Source organism: Paenibacillus taichungensis (genome assembly GCF_047302525.1).
GTDB classification, from domain to species: domain Bacteria; phylum Bacillota; class Bacilli; order Paenibacillales; family Paenibacillaceae; genus Paenibacillus; species Paenibacillus taichungensis_B.
Genome location: NZ_CP168020.1, coordinates 5171663 through 5188670 on the forward strand (window position 1 = coordinate 5171663; position 17008 = coordinate 5188670).

Sequence of the window (17008 nt, forward strand, 5' to 3'; positions counted from 1 at the left end):
AGGCTTTTTTGCAAATAGTTAATGCTGTATATTATTTCCCGGGAAACGGGAGATCCAGTTCACGTGATTTAACAGCAATGAATGCCGGAATTCTAGTAGTTCATCAACGTAAATACATCAATTCCTGGCAATTTTGCACGTCCATTCAAATCAGACAGCTCAATCAGGAATGCTGCACCTACAATCTTGCCACCCAATTGTTCAATCAGGTTAATGGAGGTAGCAATAGTTCCGCCTGTCGCCAGCAGATCATCCGCAATCAGGACATTTTGTCCTTTTTCGATCGCATCTGTATGCATAGCAAGCGTATCTTTGCCATATTCAAGATCATAACCGACTTCGATCGTCTCTCCAGGCAATTTTCCGCTTTTACGGATCGGAGCAAAACCGACACCCAGAGCGTACGCCAGAGGAGCGCCCACAACGAATCCACGTGCTTCAGGTCCGGCAATAACGTCAATTTTGAGATCCGAAACCATTACTTTCAGCTCATTGATCGCCTTGCGGTACATTTCTCCATCCTTCAACAATGTCGTAATGTCTTTGAAGCTGATTCCCGGTTGTGGAAAGTCAGGAATGACACGAATATAATCTTTAAAATCCAAAATAATCTCCTCCTAAAATAAATAGCACAACTTCTATCTAAGATACGCCCTTCATCCGGGATATCATCCATTGTGTCAGTTGAGGGGTCGATGCATCCAGCATCACCTGCTCTGTCTCGGCCATGCTTTCCAGCGCCTGATAATGACGCGAAGCGGTTAGCTCACGCTTGGGCGGGTTATCCACAAACACAATCTTTCCATCTTCTCGGGTAATGAACGATAACTCCTCAAAAACATCCAACATCATTGTAATCATGCGCGGCGAGCAGCCACACTGACGACTGAGCACAGGAGTGATCTCTTGTTCCTCCACGGGTTCAGCTCTCCATTTGGACACCAGCATATAAATACGCTTGAAGAGTTCTCTGGAGGGCATCTGAAGGCGATCTCGGCGGTTGCCTGATCCGTGCAGAAGGATGATATTCTCGGCTCCGCTGAATAAAGCCAGCATTGCATCAAGTTGTTCCGGGGTTTCCGGCGTATCAAACACAAATAACGTCCGGACCTGTTCCTGCCCATAATGCTGCGCGGCAGCATTGCACGGAAACAAACCGACCTTTCTATCATATACCCAAAGGCACGGTTCATACAATGAATTTCCCTCGGAAACATTCGTTTCTTTCCGAACGATGGCACCAATAGAGCCTGACTTGTATCGTAAATGTATTTCAAGCGAACTCAAGAACTGCTTCATCGCATTCAGAGGCTCCGTACTACCTCGCAAATCAAAAACTTGCGCATGTGGAACCTGGATGTCCTGCAGCATTAATTGTGGTTTCCTCATCCCGTTCCACTCATTAACGGACAACTCGCCCATAACATCAATGATGGAGCCTGGCGGCAGAAATTCAGCTAATGCTCCTTTGCCAAAAGCGACCGTCTCCAATTGCTGACCATCCTGCTCCAAAACCAATTTCAGATGACGTTTTTCCCGTCCCATCGTCCGTGTTTCTTTGACAGTCACATTGCGCAATACAAAACGTGGAGAAGGATTACTCATGCCAAACGGCTGGAGTCTGTCGATCTCTTGAATGACCTGCAATGGTACATCACTGATTCTGCATTCGTCATCTGCAAGACGATGGGGCACAAAGTCCTCCTCTGTCAGCACGGATGCCGCAAACTCATTCAATCCTGCTTCCAGCTCTTTAAGTTGATCACGATGAAGGCTCATGCCTGCTGCAGCTGGATGACCACCATAATGGTCCATCGTGTGTTTGCAAGCAGTTAATGCCTCATAGATGTCCAGCCCCTCTATGGAGCGTGCTGAGCCTTTACAAGCGCCGCTCTCCGGGTCAATGCCCAGGATAAGCGTTGGCCGATAATACCGTTCAAGTAACTTGGAAGCCACGATACCTACAACTCCAACATTCCAGCCTTCTCCCGCCAAAACGATGACGTCCGGCACTGCTCCGGAATTAAGCTGGATTTTCTGCTCCAACTGGGCTGTCGCTTCCAGAAGTATACCCTCAACAACCTGTTGCCTTTCACGATTCAGCAAATCCAGTTGGCCTGCCAGAGTGTGTGCCTCATCCAGATCCTCGGTTGTAAGCAGCGATACGGCTCGGCCGGCATGATCCAGACGTCCGCTTGCATTAATACGCGGAGCCATTGCAAAGGCAATATTGATTGAGGTGACCTGAGTTTGATCCACACCACTAATTTCAAGCAGAGCACTTACACCAGGCAGACGTGTACCTCGCATGGACTCAACACCATAACTGACGATAACCCGGTTCTCGCCTTCCAAAGGCATCAAATCGGCAACCGTACCAATAGCGGCAATTTCCATCCATTCTCCAGGCACTTCTCCGATCAATGCCTGAGCCAGCTTCAGCGCTACACCCGCACCAGCTAACCCTTTAAAAGGGTAAGGACAGTCCGGAAGCTTGGGATTAATGAGCGTATAAGCCTCAGGCAAAACTTCAGGTGGTTCATGATGATCCGTCACAATGACTTCCATTCCCAGTGTTGCAGCATAAGCAATCTGCTCTACCGCACTGATTCCGGTATCTACCGTAATCACCAGCGTGACTCCTTGTTGATGAGCCCAATCCAAGGCGTGATTGTGTAACCCGTAGCCTTCATTGGAACGATGAGGAATATAGATATCATAAGAAGCACCGAGATAACGCATCAGATGGATCATCAGAGATGTACTGGATACTCCGTCCGCATCGTAGTCCCCATATATTAAAATATGTTCTTCACGCTCAATAGCCTGCTGGATTCGGGGCACAGCTTCTTTCATGCCTAGAAGCAGATAAGGATCATGCATCTGATTCAGATCAGGATGCAGAAATTGTTCTGCCTCTGATTCATTATGAACCCCCCGACTGACCAGCAAACGTCCAACAAGTGATGAAACGGAAAGCGCCTGCGAGAGTCCCGCAGCCGCCTCCAAATCGATATTCGGTGTGTTCCACCGGTATTGCGAATAAAGCAATGATAACGCTCCTTTCCTGATCTACTGAACCAAGCTTCATTACTGAATTAATGTCGCTTCAGGATCTGGCAGTTCATGATTGGATTTATAAGGATATCCAGGATCATAAGGTACAGCCTGGATCTGTACTTCTTTCACATGACTGAAACGAGTTAAGAGAAGTGTCTTCGCCCGGTTCGCAATCTCTTGTGCCTCGAGCACGGAAATTCTAGGGTTCACACTAATGACCAGTTCAATCGTAACATCATGTTCCTGTTCACGTGCTACCAGATGTTCAATCGTAATAATGCCATATACACGCTGCACCGTCTCTTTGAAGTCAAGTGCTTCTTCCTGTTCCAGTTCCTGAACAAGTGAACCATATACGGTATCCACAATCATTCTGTAGCCTTTGTGAAGCACAAAACAGGAAGCGATCAATGCAGCTGCGGGATCCATATATCGAAGAATACTCCACCCCATCGTTTCTCCTGTCATGGAACCTACAATACCGACTAAGACGATAAGTGAACAGTAAAGTGCCCGACGATGTTGCTGTGCATAAGCGAGAGCCTGCGATTGATTTCGTTTACGGAAATATCGGTATTGATATTGAAAGATTGCTTCTTTCACAGCCAATGCTGCAAAAGCTACCACAAGTGCATGGGTATACTTCTCTAGCGATTCTGGTTCATCTCCAGACAGACTACTCAAAGCGGAGATGGCGATCTGCAAACCTCCCATAAGGATGAGCACAGATAATAATACCGAAATTCCAGGTCTCGCGATACGTGAATGTTCCTTTGACCGCTCCCTACGAGCCTTTCTTTTTGTTTGTACAGACTTCGAGGGAAAGAGGCCGGACAATGAAGAAGCAGCTTCTGAAGCAGAGTGAAGGCCGTCTGCAAGCAACGATTTGCTGTTTGCCATATAACCGAACCCAGCCTTGATTACTGCAAGTGTCAAATTCCCGGCGATCCCGCTCCACGTGGCAGCGTGAACAGAAGGGAAACGTTCTCTGGTCATGGCGATGCCCCCCTTAATACTCTACCTAAAGTTGCAAAACCGCGCCTGGCAGACGCGGCTTGACAATACAATGTTTAGTTGGATGCTTTGACAGCTGCTTTAGGTTTCTCTGTTTGTTTACCTTTGAGCGCCAGCCACAATGGAGCGGCGATGTAGATAGAAGAATATGCACCGAACAACGTTCCGATGACCATAGCAAGTGAGAACATGCGAATGGATTCTCCACCAAAAATAAACAAGCAGAGCGAAGCGACAAACACGGTGAATGTTGTATTCAGGGAACGTGTCATCGTTTGCGCCAAACTGCGGTTGACTACTTCCCGCAAATCGGCTTTCGAAGTCTTTTTAGCAAAACGCATATTCTCACGAATCCGGTCGAAGATAACGATTGTATCATTGATCGAGAATCCGACAATGGTCAGTACAGCCGTAATGAAGGTCAGATTCACTTCTAGTCGGAAGATCGAGAACACACTAATAACTACAAATGCATCATGGAAGAGCGCAATTACAGCAGCCAAACCAAATCGCCATTCAAATCGGATCGCTACATAGATCATAATCCCGATACTTGCGATGAGAACCGCGTATATGGCATTGCGTTCAAGTTCTTTAGCCATCTCCGGGTCAACCGTGTTGACTTCATAAGAAGCGGTTGAATCCAGCTTGGTGAACTCTTGCTTAAACTTGCTTTCCTGATTTTCATCCAATACGTTCGAGAAACGAACGTTAACCCGATCAGTACCAGGTGTAATATGAACATCTTTTGTGTCAACACCAAGGTCACTAACAATGGGCTTGATTTGTTCCGTTGTGATCGCTTTAGATACCGTAATATCCACATTAGAACCCGAACGGAAATCTACCGCATAATTCAATCCCAGAGCCAAAATGCTGATGATACCTGCAATCGTCAAAATGATGGAAAAGGCATAGGCAATTTTACTGCCTTTAACATAATCAAAATTCCAATTAAAGCGCACGAATTTCACTCTCCTTCACTCCGAAGTACTTAGGCTTCTTCAACACGTTAGCCCGCACAAGCAGGGTTAACAGGAAGCGGGAGAAGAAAATATTCGTAATGATGCTGGTCACGATATCAAAAATCAGTACCAGTGCGAAACCTTTAACCGCACCTGTACCCATGAAGAACATAACGGCTGCAGCAATGATTGTTGTAATGTTAGAGTCAATAATCGTACGGAAGGAATGTTTGCCTCCCGCTTTGACTGAAGACAATATCGACTTACCACTGCGCATTTCTTCCTTGATCCGCTCGTATGTGATGATGTTGGCATCCACGGCCATCCCTATACCCAGGATAAATGCCGCAATCCCCGGAAGGGTAAGTACGAATTCTCCCATATAGAAAATTGCAAGTACCAGCCACGTATGTGTAATCAGGGCAAAGCTTGCAATAATCCCCGGAATACGGTACAAACCAATCATGAACACCAAGATAATTATGGAACCAATTAATCCCGCTTTAATCGTCTGGTCCAGAGATAGTTTACCAAGCGTTGCACCAACGCTTTGAGAGTACTTCTCTGTCAGTTTCAACGGCAACGCGCCCAAATTAATGGTATCACGAAGCTGATTGGCTTCCTCACGTGAGTAGTTACCCGTGATCTGTGCAGAGCCGTCACTCAGTTGCTGCTGCACGGTTGGAGCTGATAACAATTGATCATCCAGATAGATAGCCAAAGGTTGTCCAATCAAACGTTTGGTAATCTCAGCAAACTTGGCTTTGTCTTTAACCTGGATATCGATCATCGGTGCGTTCAACTGGCTGAATACCACTTTGGCACCATTCTCCACGAACTCATTTCCCCGAAGCTCGATTTTGGTGTATTCACCTTCTTTGTCATTCTCAGCTTTACTGCGGAAGGTCATGACAGCAGGTTCTTTCATTTTGGCTCTGACTTCAGCCTCGTCGGTAACCCCGGCCAGCTTCAAACGGATCCGGTTCGTTCCTTCAGTTGTTACTTCCGGCTCGCTTGTTCCGAGCGCATTGGCACGGCTCTCCAGACTTTTTGCTGTTTGCACCAAAGATGCTTTGGTGACTTGTTGTCCTTGTTCCAGCGGCTCTGCTTCATATAAGATCTCGTAGCCTCCTTTTAAATCAAGGCCCAAGCGTATATTTTTGAGCAGCCCTGGACTTGTGCCCAACATAACTCCTGCGGTCACAAGCACGACCAAAATGAAACTGACGATTCTTTTCATGCCGTTCCTAGATCCCCTTTCGTTCTCAATATTCCTATTATAGCGATGCCGTAAAAAGCAGTCAATTTCCAACAAAAAAGATCCCTTTCGTTAGAAAGAGGACCCCCGGTATGCAGACACGGTCATAAAGTTCATAAAGCTTGTTGCTTTCAGTGACAATATGTCGTTCACCAGTTGGTGAAGCGGTGGAATGCCCTGCTTTTCATATTTATGACTGATGCAATTCCAGACATCTTTGCTGGTGACATATTCGTAACCGACAAGCCTTAATTCCTCTGCCTTGCTGCGGCAGAGCATCTCTATAGACTGTTCCAACTCCACATCATTCATTTCTTCCAACGGGGAGCCTCCCTTCATACATCCAAGCCTTTATGCGGCATCAATATTACATCATTCGACTTTACCCGATCATATTCCTTCTTGCTGGTGATGGATCTTTTTGTTAATCGTGTCCAAGTTGTCATGAGAAGATATTGGACTGGCATAGGATGAAGAACGACGGCTTTGTCCCGTTTATGAATATCTGTACTCCAACCGGGAAAGAGGGGTAGTCTTGAAGAAACAGACATTTATCCAGGGAGCCATGATCCTGCTCGCCGCAGGCATTATTAATCGGATTCTCGGGTTCATCCCGCGCATTGCGCTGCCACGGATTATCGGTGCAGAAGGTGTTGGCATCTACCAACTGAGCTATCCCTTTTTCATCGTACTCGTCACATTAATCACTGGTGGTATTCCATTGGCCGTAGCTAAGCTTGTAGCCGAAGCGGATACAGGTGCCAACCGCTATTCACCCCAACGTATTCTACAAATCAGTCTGAGCTTCACACTGACCCTTGGCGTTGTGTTTATGTTTCTGTGCATTATCTTCGCTCCATGGGTCACCCGTTATGTTCTGACCGATGAGAGGGTCTATCACACGTTTGTCAGCATGAGCCCTATGATTGCCATCATCGCCGTATCTGCAGTCTACAGAGGTTATTTCCAGGGAAAGCAAAACATGATGCCTACCGCTGTTTCATCAATTGTAGAAACGGTCATTCGTATTATCTGTGTGATCTGGTTCTCCTGGCTGCTCTTGCCCCGAGGAATTGCCCAAGCTGCTGCAGGAGCCATGCTGGGAGCACTTGTCGGTGAATTCGTCGGTATGCTCGTATTATTGTGGAACTATGCCAGACAGAAGAAATATATGGATCAACATCAGCCCATACTCGAATCTCCAATCAAACCCAAACCTGCTGTTCTAAAAAATTCAACCGGATCAGAACCAGTACTTCTTCGTCGTTTACTCGCGATTTCCGTACCCGTAACTGCCGGGCGGTTAGTTGGTTCCCTATCCTATCTCGCTGAGACGATTGTAACCGCACAAAGTCTAGCTATTGCAGGTATCTCCAAAGGACTCGCCACGGCCCAGTATGGAGCATTACAGGGCATGGTTATCCCGCTACTTCTACTGCCGGGAGCCTTAACGTCATCGTTAGCCACGTCCCTTGTCCCTTCATTGTCTGAGGCCTCGGCTCAAGGTGACCGTGCGCTCATTCATAAACGGATGCATCAGGCTTTGCGGTTAGCCCTTGTAACAGGAGCTCCATTTTCTGTGTTTATGTATGTGCTTGCCGAACCGATGTGTCTTGTCCTGTATAATGATGCATCGATTGGAAGCATGCTTAAGCTGATGGCTCCTTTTGCTTTGTTTATCTACATTCAAGCTCCTCTTCAAGCTGCTCTTCAGGCACTTGATCGTCCGGGGAAAGCACTGCTCAATACGTTTATTGGTGCTGTCATCAAAATTACGTTAATTTTGGTACTCGCCTCCCGGCCGGAATACGGTATTTTTGGAGCGGTGATTGCCATTTGTGTGAATTCAACGGTCGTTACTCTTTTACATGCAAGAAGTGTGCGCAGCCTGTTACAGTTCCGTTTCAAGGTAATGGATTGGGTCAAAACAGGCACTGGTATGGTCATCATGGGCGCCGCTACTCTGGTCATTTATGAACAGACAGCATCCTTGCTTCCATTTTGGCTCAGAATGCTACTCGCGCCCCTTGTTGGACTGATCGTTTATTTCATTGTTATGGGCTTGACTAAAATGATTGATTTTCACGATCTTTCCCGTGCTCCCATCATCGGTTCCTGGTTTAAGCGCCGTTCCCGTAAATAAATTCACTTTTCATCTTTCAAACTTACGTATACCTTTCCGTTATGGTCGATGGAACATAAAAATACATCTTTGAAATCAAGAATTCCCTTCCCCTGCATCTGATTTTTAAGCCAAAACCGTGTTTTCTGAATCAGCTCAAGATTCTGGTCTTGCACTTTACCATCCATGATCAGGGGCAGGGGCAGCCCTTCATATTTGATATTTTGGAATCCGTCAACCTTTTCTTTCCTCGCTTTTTGAATGCTATTTATAGTTCCATCCTTGCCAGAGGCATTATTGCCACTGGAGGAGGACTGATTTTTGGGAAAAACGGTTAACTTGCCTGTCGTCTCCAAAATGGCAAATTCCACTTCACCAATGCTGTCGATATTCTGTTCACGCAATTGAAGCAGAAGGTCATCCAGGTTATACCGCTGCTTGCGCATCTCATCCCGATGCAATGTTCCTTTAGATATCAACACAGTGGGTTTTCCATCAATCATTAGCCGTAACTTACGGCTCTTGAGACTGAGAAAAGCCATGACAATCTGCACGACAAGTACCGTCAGCATGGGCACAATGCCATGGAATAGTGGTTTGTCGATATCCTCAATCACAAATGCCGCTATCTCTGCAAGCATAATGGATACGACCAGATCGAACATGGACAGCTTCCCAATTTCTCGTTTTCCCATCAGTCTGATTGCACCGTATACAATAAAATACATCAGTATGGTTCGAAAGACATGTGCTCCGACATCTGCAAAGTTCACAACAGGGTTCCTCCTTCAAATCCGAGTTTTATACAGGTACCTGAAGCGTAATCCCTATTTTGGCCTGAAGCTTACATGCTCATGCAAATATAAACTGTTCATTTAATGGAAAATTCAGTTCATAACTCCGAGGGCTTGACCATACACTGTATTAATTTCAAACTTGTACAAGGGGGTTGCTTCATGCAGTTGATTCGCCGAATGGTTTCATTTCGAATGTCTAACCCGATTCTTTCGGGCCTCTGTCATGCTTTTGTGTGGATGATGTTAGGCGCACTGATTCTATCCTTCTTTCTCTGGATGACCGGAATGCGGGAACAGGATCTTTCCCTGTATACGTACGTTGTTCATGGCTTGTCCTTACTGGTCGGTGGATTTATATCTGGCAAGAGGTCAGGTGAGCGAGGCTGGTACCACGGAGGTATTACCGGAATCGTCTATGGACTAATTGTATTGCTGATTGGGTTTCTGGCACTCGAAGCCTCGTTCAATTGGAAAGACAGTCTGCAACTTGCAAGTGCATTCCTGATTTCTGCACTAGGTGGAATATTTGGAGTCAACACACGAAGATCATAGAAGATCAGATCCGGGTGTAACGGTTATTTGAGAAAAAGAAAAAGAGAACCGGATCTCCATGGAGATCCAGTTCTCTGATAATGAAGAATACGCTGCAAACGTACTCAGTGCCTTACAGGCCTTTGAACATCTATGATTTATTCAGCTGTTTCACGAGCAACTGCACTGCTAATCGCATTACGATCGAATGTCAGTTTAGTAACATCGTTTACACGCAATACAACCACATCGTCCGTGATTTCAGCAATCGTTCCGTGAAGACCGCCGATTGTAACAATTTTATCGCCTTTTTTCAATTGACCTAACATGGAATTACGTTGCTTCTGTTTTTTGTTCTGTGGACGAATCATCAAGAAGTAAAAAATTGCAACCATGAGTACCAAAGGTACAATCAAAGATACAATTCCACCGCCAGCTGGAGTTCCTGATGCAGTCATTGCCTGAAACATGTAAAATTCCCCCTTATCGACTATACGTACAGATAATACTTGTTACTTCGGTTCCGCAAAAACCTGATCAGAAACCTTTGTCATTGTCATGAAGACCATATTGATCGAAAAATTCATCCCGGAAATCAAGCAAACGATCTTCCATTATGGCTTTACGCACATTGCGCATCAAATTCTGCAAGAAATGAAGATTGTGGATGGTCGTCAAACGTAAGCCAAACGTTTCATCCGCTTTGATTAAATGACGCAAATAGGCTCTTGAATAGTTACGACAAGTGTAGCAATCACATTCAGGGTCTAGTGGCCCAAAATCGGTTGCAAACTTGGCATTACGAACTACCAGACGTCCTTGGCTGGTCATCGTTGTTCCGTTACGGGCAATTCGGGTAGGCAGAACACAATCGAACATGTCCACTCCGCGAATCGATCCCTCAATCAATGCATCGGGTGAACCTACACCCATTAAATAGCGTGGTTTATTAGACGGCAACAAAGGAACTGTGTAATCCAATACGCCATACATCAAATGTTTAGGTTCTCCAACACTCAGTCCACCAATAGCATAACCCGGGAAATCCATGGAAGTCAAATCTGCCGCGCTCTGGCGACGAAGATCTTCGTGCATGCCTCCCTGTACGATGGCAAACAGCCCTTGATCATTCGGACGAGCATGGCTTTCCAGACAACGTTCTGCCCAGCGACTCGTTCTTTCAAGTGATTTTTTTACATATTCATACTCAGCCGGATACGGCGGGCACTCATCAAATGCCATCATAATATCAGAGCCCAGTGCATTCTGGATTTCCATTGCCACTTCAGGCGAAAGGAATTTTTTGTCTCCATTTAGATGTGAGCGGAAGTTAACGCCTTCCTCCGTAATTTTGCGCATTTCACTAAGAGAAAACACTTGGAACCCGCCGCTATCAGTCAAAATCGGGCGATCCCAGTTCATAAATTTGTGCAAGCCGCCTGCCTGACGAATAATTTCATGTCCAGGTCTCAGGAACAGGTGGTAAGTATTGCTCAGAATAATCTGTGCATCCATTTCTTTCAGCTCTTCGGGACTCATCGTCTTCACCGTCGCCTGTGTTCCTACAGGCATGAAGGTTGGTGTCTCAATAATACCGTGAGGTGTATGTACACGTCCCAAACGGGCTCCGGATTGTTTACAGGTTTTGATATGTTCGTACGTAATTGCTGCCATTGGTTTTAATCATCCTCTAAAAATTAATCGTAATACCTTCACTTCTCAATAAATCAACATAGCATCGCCAAAGCTGAAGAAACGGTACTGTTCTTTAATTGCTTCCTCATATGCATGCATGATTTGTTCTCTACCCGCAAGCGCACTGACCAGCATGACCAATGTGGATTTGGGGAGATGAAAATTCGTAAGCATCCCGTCGATTACTTTGAACGTATATCCCGGATAGATAAAGATTTTGGTCCAGCCGCTGCTTTCTTGCAACTGCCCGTCTTCAAACTTGCTTCCTACCGTTTCAAGTGTACGACAACTTGTCGTTCCTACAGCAAATATACGGTTGCCACGTTTTTTCGTTTCATTAATCAGATCCGCTGTCTCTTGAGACAAAGAGTAGTATTCCTCATGCATGACATGCTCTTCAACTTTGTCAACCGACATGGGCCGAAATGTTCCGAGTCCAACGTGAAGCGTGATGAAAGCTACATTAACGCCTTTATCCCGAATCCGATTCAGCAATTCATCTGTAAAATGTAATCCTGCTGTCGGTGCAGCGGCTGATCCTTCATGTTTCGCATATACCGTTTGATACCTTTCACGGTCATCCAGTGTCTCTCTGATATAAGGAGGCAGCGGCATTTCACCCAGGCGATCCAAAATTTCTTGAAAGATCCCATCATAGGAGAACGTAAGCAAACGCGCACCCATTTCGCCTTCCTCATCAATGACTGCCCTGAGCTCGTCACTAAAAACGATGACCGAACCGGCTTTCAGCTTCTTGCCTGGTTTAACCAGAGCTTCCCAACGATCGCCCTCCACGTTTTTGAGCAGGAGTACTTCCGCCTTTGCCCCCGTGTCCTCTTTGGTTCCGAACAAACGCGCTGGAAGAACACGTGTATCATTCAGCACCAGTGTATCTCCAGGCTGAAGGAAGTCGATAATATCAGGAAACGTGTGATGGTTAACCTCACCGCTGTCCTTATTTAAGGTAAGCAACCGGGACGCCGTGCGGTCAAGCAGTGGCGTCTGTGCAATCAATTGCTCCGGCAATTCAAAATCATATAAGTTCACATTCATATTAGATTCATTCCTTAACAATAGTCACATTTTGATAATAGTGTTTCAATATTGCCTGGTAATCATACCCTTCATCTGCCATGCCTTTGGCACCCCATTGGGACAAGCCCAATCCATGCCCATTACCCTGACCGATGATCATGAAGCTTTGGCCCTGAGTTACAGCTCGAGCTTGACCATCACCACTCATAACCACAAGAGCATTACCGGATGAAGTTCCTGTGCCCGAGGCAGATAGTACAGCAGCACCCTGTGAGCCGGTTTTGCTTGCTGTTTTGCCGTCAGCGCCTAATACAGTATAACTTCCGGTCCCTGCAATATCAAATAAAGTACTCGGTAATCCACCTAAAGCAGAGCGGTATGTATCTGCATATTTTACCGTCATGGGCTGGCCGTTGGCTGTAACTTCAAGTGCCCTTCCTGATGGCCCACGCTTGGTCACTTCGAGCGTTGAGATCGAAGATGGAACAGTAGAAGTCGTTTTACCCTGCAGGGTTTTAACCAATTGGGCTGACGTGAATGGCCCTCTTACCCAAGCATAATCGTTGGACTGCGGCACTTTGGCCAGAACAACAGCCTCGTTGCCTGGATTCATTTTCGCTACCGGATCAACATTGGATTGAATTAACGGAACGGGACGCACATTGGTATTTTGGGCAGTAACCGTCACTTTGGCTAAACCCGCATCCGTTTTGGTCGTTAAATCTTTTACATTATCCTCGCGGATATATCCGCTGACTCCTGTACTTAACAGCACATGATACCATGTCTGTAATCCAGCTTGAGCCGATGTATCTCCAGGACTATCCACATTACTGAACACACCCGCGCCCCCATTCCATACCTCGGATGGGTGAGCAGTCTGTCCCCCTGCATTGGAAGAGAACACAGCTTCTACGATTTTACCACCGCTCTTGATGACTTCTCCAGAAGTGGCATCAACCGCGCTGGAGACTTTATCATTCTCTGAACCCATTCCGTTGTATGCCTGACTGAGCGTGGTATCCACAACGTTGGCAATTTTAAAACGATCTCCCTGTTGAAGCGCATAAGAGCGTGCAGCGACAGCCTGTACTTTCAACGCTTCTGCTGGCCAGGATGAATACACTTCTGCACCAACAACAGAGTATAAATATTGCTCCAGTGGAACTACATTAACCAAAGCCAAATCGCCGCTTACAATGCTAATTTCCATGTCACCGCGATATGTCCGTCCGGAACGTTCCACCACTTTGATTCCACTGCCGTCTCCTTGCACAAACGCCTTGGCCTCACTGCCGGCAATAGTGTAATGCGGAGCTGTTTTAAGTGTATCCGTGCTTAACCCGGCATCCTGGCGGATGATAAGCGCAGCACTATTACTGTTTACCGGAGACAGGTTTACTCCTGAAACACTGGCTTCCACACTTTTTTTGAATGCAGACAGATCAGCATCTGATGAGGCTTCTCCCACCCATACAGCATACCCTTGAGTCCCTCCATCCAGTTGAAGCACCGTATAGGAACTAACTCCTGCCGATGAAAGGGAAGCTTGTGCCGCTTCTGCCTCTTGAAGTGAACTGTAGACTCCTGCAGACAGACGCTTGCTGCCCGTCACCGCTGGTTTTTGTCCACCAAGTTGGGCTGCAGCCACTTTTTGTACACGTGCTACTGCTTGTCCAGCCAACGCTTCTGTTGCGTAGTTCCCGGTGTAGAGCTGATAGGTCGCTTTACCATTCAGAGACGTTGTAAACAACAACGGTTTATCACTAGTGGCCTGCAACAATTTTGCAGCTGCTGCCGCCGTTTTGAAATCTCCTGTTTCCAACACTTTGACGCGGAATCCATCTGCACTGAAACGGATTTGTCCTGCTGGAAGAGTTATACTTGCCCCACTTTCCGAACCGATATTCCATTTGCCACTCGACTCAAGCGTAATCAGTGGTGTAGTCGATTTATACGTACTTCCCAGGTTCGCAAACATGGCTACCCGGATCATCTGCCCATCACTTTCATCGGCATAAACAGGCACTTGCAGGCACCCTACCGTCAACAGAGCTGCGGCCAATACCTTCAAACGCCGACTCCACTTCTTTGTTTGTATTGCTTTCCCCACGATCAGTCTCCTCTCCATGTTTGTCCCAAGTTGTATATTAAGATGAATCTCATTGATATATAATCACAATTATTTGGCGTCTCTCGGTGGAACTGGCAAACCCAGATGATGATAGGCCAGGTCCGTTACAATTCTGCCCCTCGGTGTACGTTGAAGCATGCCAATCTGCAACAGATATGGCTCGTAGACATCCTCAATGGTCTGACTCTCCTCACCAATCGTAGCGGCAATCGTATCCAGACCCACCGGGCCTCCCCGGAAACTGTTAATCATTGATTTGAGCATCTTGTGATCGATCTCGTCCAGACCGCGCGGATCAATCTGAAGACGTTGCAGCGCTTCTTCCGCCAGAGCCTGTGTGATGATTCCATCACCCCGTACCTGGGCAAAGTCACGCACTCTTTTTAGCAGTCGATTGGCAATCCTCGGCGTCCCACGGGAGCGTAATGCGATCTCTTCGGCGGCATTACCAACAATCTCCACCCCTAGAATCTCTGAGGCCCGTGAGACGATGTAGGCCAGCTCATCCACCGTGTAGAACTCCAGCCGACTGATAACACCAAACCGGTCTCTGAGAGGCGCAGACAGCAAGCCTGCACGGGTTGTAGCACCAATCAGCGTAAAGGATGGCAGATCAAGACGTACGGAGCGGGCACTTGGCCCTTTTCCGATCATGATATCCAACGCAAAGTCTTCCATGGCAGGATACATCACTTCTTCTACCGTCCGATGAAGGCGATGAATCTCGTCAATAAACAGGACATCCCCTTCTTGCAGGTTTGTAAGCAATGCAGCCAGATCACCTGGGCGTTCAATCGCCGGTCCTGATGTCGTACGTAAGTTAACACCCAATTCATTGGCAATGATATTGGCAAGTGTTGTTTTACCAAGTCCAGGCGGGCCATATAACAACACATGATCGAGCGCCTCATTGCGCATCTTGGCGGCTTCAATGTATATTTTCAAATTCTCCTTGACCTGGTTCTGCCCGATATATTCATTCAAGTACCGGGGACGAAGGCTAAGCTCCACAGCTTGATCCTCCATCATCAGGTTCGCGGAAATAATCCGGTCATCCATGTTCATCCCTACCTTTTTTATGCGGCTTACTGCTCTATTATAGAGGCAAAATTAATTATCCCGTAAACAGCATTTGCAGTGCCCGTTTCATCAACACATCAACAGAATCGGCCGAAGTAACATCTTTCTTCAGCTTGAGCCAAACTTTATCCAGTTCACTCTCGGTATAGCCCAGCGCCTTAAGCCCTTCACGAGCCTCATCCCAGGCAGAGCCGCTTCCTGCTTCTTCCGAAGGAGGAGCAAACAAACCTGTTGCATACGTGGCAGCACCGAAACCATCCAATTTGTCCTTAAGGTCCAGTATCATACGCTGCGCTGTTTTCTTACCAATCCCCGGCAGTTTGGTCAGGAACGTCAGATTCTCTTGATAAATTGCAGTCACGACATGGTCCGGCGTACCGCCAGCGAGTATACCCAGAGCAACTTTGGGTCCAATACCTGATACCTCGATCAGCTTGCGAAATAACTTCTGTTCCTCACGAGTCGCAAAACCAAACAGCAACATCGCATCTTCACGTACATGGTGATGGGTATACACCATAATTTCGCCTTCTTGCTTCGCAAATGCAAAAGGATTCGGACAGAATACACGATAACCAACGCCATGTACATCAAGCACAATATATTCATTCTCCAGATGTACGAACTGTCCTCTTAGGAAATCAATCATTTTCGCAATACCTCATTCAACTTGGAATTTAATGTATATGAGTGTGCATGACACACTGCTACAGCCAAAGCATCCGCTACGTCATCCGGCTTCGGAATCACCTGCAGGCGCAAAAACATTTTGACCATCTCCTGCACTTGCCGCTTCTCTGCTTTTCCGTATCCAACAATCGCCTGCTTAATTTGCATCGGCGTATATTCGGCAATAGGCAGTCCCTTCTGAGCAGCAGCCAGTACCATGACACCTCTAGCCTGACTGACAGACATCGCTGTTGTGACGTTACGATTGAAAAAAAGTTTCTCCAGCGCTACCGCGTCCGGTTTATATTTATCAATCAGCTGTACCATGCCCTCATATACATGAAGCAGCCGTTCCTCTTCAGGGGTATGAGCTTCTGTCTGAATACAGCCATATTGTACAGGTGTTACCTTACTGCCGATTTTATCCACAAAACCAAAACCGACAATCGCAATCCCCGGGTCAATTCCCAAAAAACGCAAATCCATCTCTCCCTTACAAAAGCGAACATATGTATCGTTCATTTCATTATAACAAAAGATAGACCCTACGGCAGGAAAAACTTTGTCCTTCCATATACTCGCCTGAATTCGTGAATAACCTACAATCCCTATCTCCTATATTCACGTGTTTCGGTCATGGAACGACAA

General features: G+C 46.6%; 16 protein-coding genes. 2 read left to right on the top strand and 14 right to left on the bottom strand.

The window, feature by feature from the left end; all coding sequences use genetic code 11:
• Nucleotides 1-92: 92 nt before the first annotated feature.
• From ACDJ58_RS23140 to ACDJ58_RS23165, 6 genes are all read right to left on the bottom strand, one after another.
• Entirely contained in the window at nt 93-605 is a 513-nt protein-coding gene (locus tag ACDJ58_RS23140) for an adenine phosphoribosyltransferase (protein WP_024633046.1), read from the bottom strand.
• Nucleotides 606-642: 37 nt separating this feature from the next.
• Complete coding sequence (gene recJ / locus ACDJ58_RS23145; protein WP_413373141.1) at nt 643-3051, bottom strand: single-stranded-DNA-specific exonuclease RecJ; 2409 nt, start codon at nt 3049-3051, stop codon at nt 643-645.
• 39 nt (nt 3052-3090) lie between these two features.
• A complete protein-coding gene (locus tag ACDJ58_RS23150; protein ID WP_063567708.1) occupies nt 3091-4056 on the bottom strand; it encodes a cation diffusion facilitator family transporter in 966 nt (321 codons plus the stop codon).
• A gap of 74 nt (nt 4057-4130) precedes the next feature.
• Complete coding sequence (secF, locus tag ACDJ58_RS23155) at nt 4131-5039, bottom strand: protein translocase subunit SecF (protein ID WP_413373142.1); 909 nt, start codon at nt 5037-5039, stop codon at nt 4131-4133.
• Nucleotides 5029-6279, bottom strand: a complete 1251-nt coding sequence (gene secD, locus ACDJ58_RS23160; RefSeq protein WP_413373143.1) for a protein translocase subunit SecD — start codon at nt 6277-6279, stop codon at nt 5029-5031. The genes secF and secD overlap by 11 nt, the downstream gene beginning before the upstream one ends.
• A gap of 90 nt (nt 6280-6369) precedes the next feature.
• Entirely contained in the window at nt 6370-6609 is a 240-nt protein-coding gene (locus tag ACDJ58_RS23165) for a post-transcriptional regulator (RefSeq protein ID WP_175383441.1), read from the bottom strand.
• A 223-nt stretch (nt 6610-6832) separates the two neighbouring features.
• On the opposite strand from ACDJ58_RS23165, the gene spoVB reads away from it, so the two are divergent.
• Complete coding sequence (spoVB, locus tag ACDJ58_RS23170; protein WP_413373144.1) at nt 6833-8440, top strand: stage V sporulation protein B; 1608 nt, start codon at nt 6833-6835, stop codon at nt 8438-8440.
• 2 nt (nt 8441-8442) lie between these two features.
• On the opposite strand, the gene ACDJ58_RS23175 is transcribed toward spoVB, so the two are convergent.
• Nucleotides 8443-9147 (bottom strand): DUF421 domain-containing protein, encoded by a 705-nt coding sequence (locus ACDJ58_RS23175; RefSeq protein ID WP_053779182.1) that lies wholly within the window; start codon nt 9145-9147, stop codon nt 8443-8445.
• A gap of 228 nt (nt 9148-9375) precedes the next feature.
• Between ACDJ58_RS23175 and ACDJ58_RS23180 the strand changes: the two genes are divergently transcribed.
• Entirely contained in the window at nt 9376-9768 is a 393-nt protein-coding gene (locus tag ACDJ58_RS23180; protein ID WP_413373145.1) for a TIGR04086 family membrane protein, read from the top strand.
• Between the two features lie 137 nt (nt 9769-9905).
• Here ACDJ58_RS23180 and yajC read toward each other — a convergent pair whose 3' ends face one another.
• From yajC to ruvC, 7 genes are all read right to left on the bottom strand, one after another.
• Nucleotides 9906-10217 (bottom strand): preprotein translocase subunit YajC, encoded by a 312-nt coding sequence (yajC, locus tag ACDJ58_RS23185; RefSeq protein WP_413373146.1) that lies wholly within the window; start codon nt 10215-10217, stop codon nt 9906-9908.
• Between the two features lie 67 nt (nt 10218-10284).
• Nucleotides 10285-11421: a tRNA guanosine(34) transglycosylase Tgt gene (gene tgt, locus ACDJ58_RS23190; RefSeq protein WP_062325081.1), complete on the bottom strand. Its 1137-nt coding sequence runs from the start codon at nt 11419-11421 to the stop codon at nt 10285-10287.
• 45 nt (nt 11422-11466) lie between these two features.
• The gene (queA, locus tag ACDJ58_RS23195; protein ID WP_413373147.1) at nt 11467-12495 is read right to left on the bottom strand and encodes a tRNA preQ1(34) S-adenosylmethionine ribosyltransferase-isomerase QueA; all 1029 of its coding nucleotides are present in this window, start codon (nt 12493-12495) and stop codon (nt 11467-11469) included.
• A gap of 7 nt (nt 12496-12502) precedes the next feature.
• Nucleotides 12503-14590 carry a SpoIID/LytB domain-containing protein gene (locus ACDJ58_RS23200; RefSeq protein WP_413373148.1) on the bottom strand — a complete coding sequence of 696 codons (2088 nt, stop codon included), beginning with the start codon at nt 14588-14590 and terminating at the stop codon, nt 12503-12505.
• A gap of 69 nt (nt 14591-14659) precedes the next feature.
• Nucleotides 14660-15670 carry a Holliday junction branch migration DNA helicase RuvB gene (gene ruvB, locus ACDJ58_RS23205; RefSeq protein ID WP_053779099.1) on the bottom strand — a complete coding sequence of 337 codons (1011 nt, stop codon included), beginning with the start codon at nt 15668-15670 and terminating at the stop codon, nt 14660-14662.
• 55 nt (nt 15671-15725) lie between these two features.
• Nucleotides 15726-16340: a Holliday junction branch migration protein RuvA gene (ruvA, locus tag ACDJ58_RS23210; RefSeq protein WP_064635836.1), complete on the bottom strand. Its 615-nt coding sequence runs from the start codon at nt 16338-16340 to the stop codon at nt 15726-15728.
• The gene (gene ruvC, locus ACDJ58_RS23215; protein WP_053779097.1) at nt 16337-16840 is read right to left on the bottom strand and encodes a crossover junction endodeoxyribonuclease RuvC; all 504 of its coding nucleotides are present in this window, start codon (nt 16838-16840) and stop codon (nt 16337-16339) included. The genes ruvA and ruvC overlap by 4 nt, the downstream gene beginning before the upstream one ends.
• Nucleotides 16841-17008: the final 168 nt, after the last annotated feature.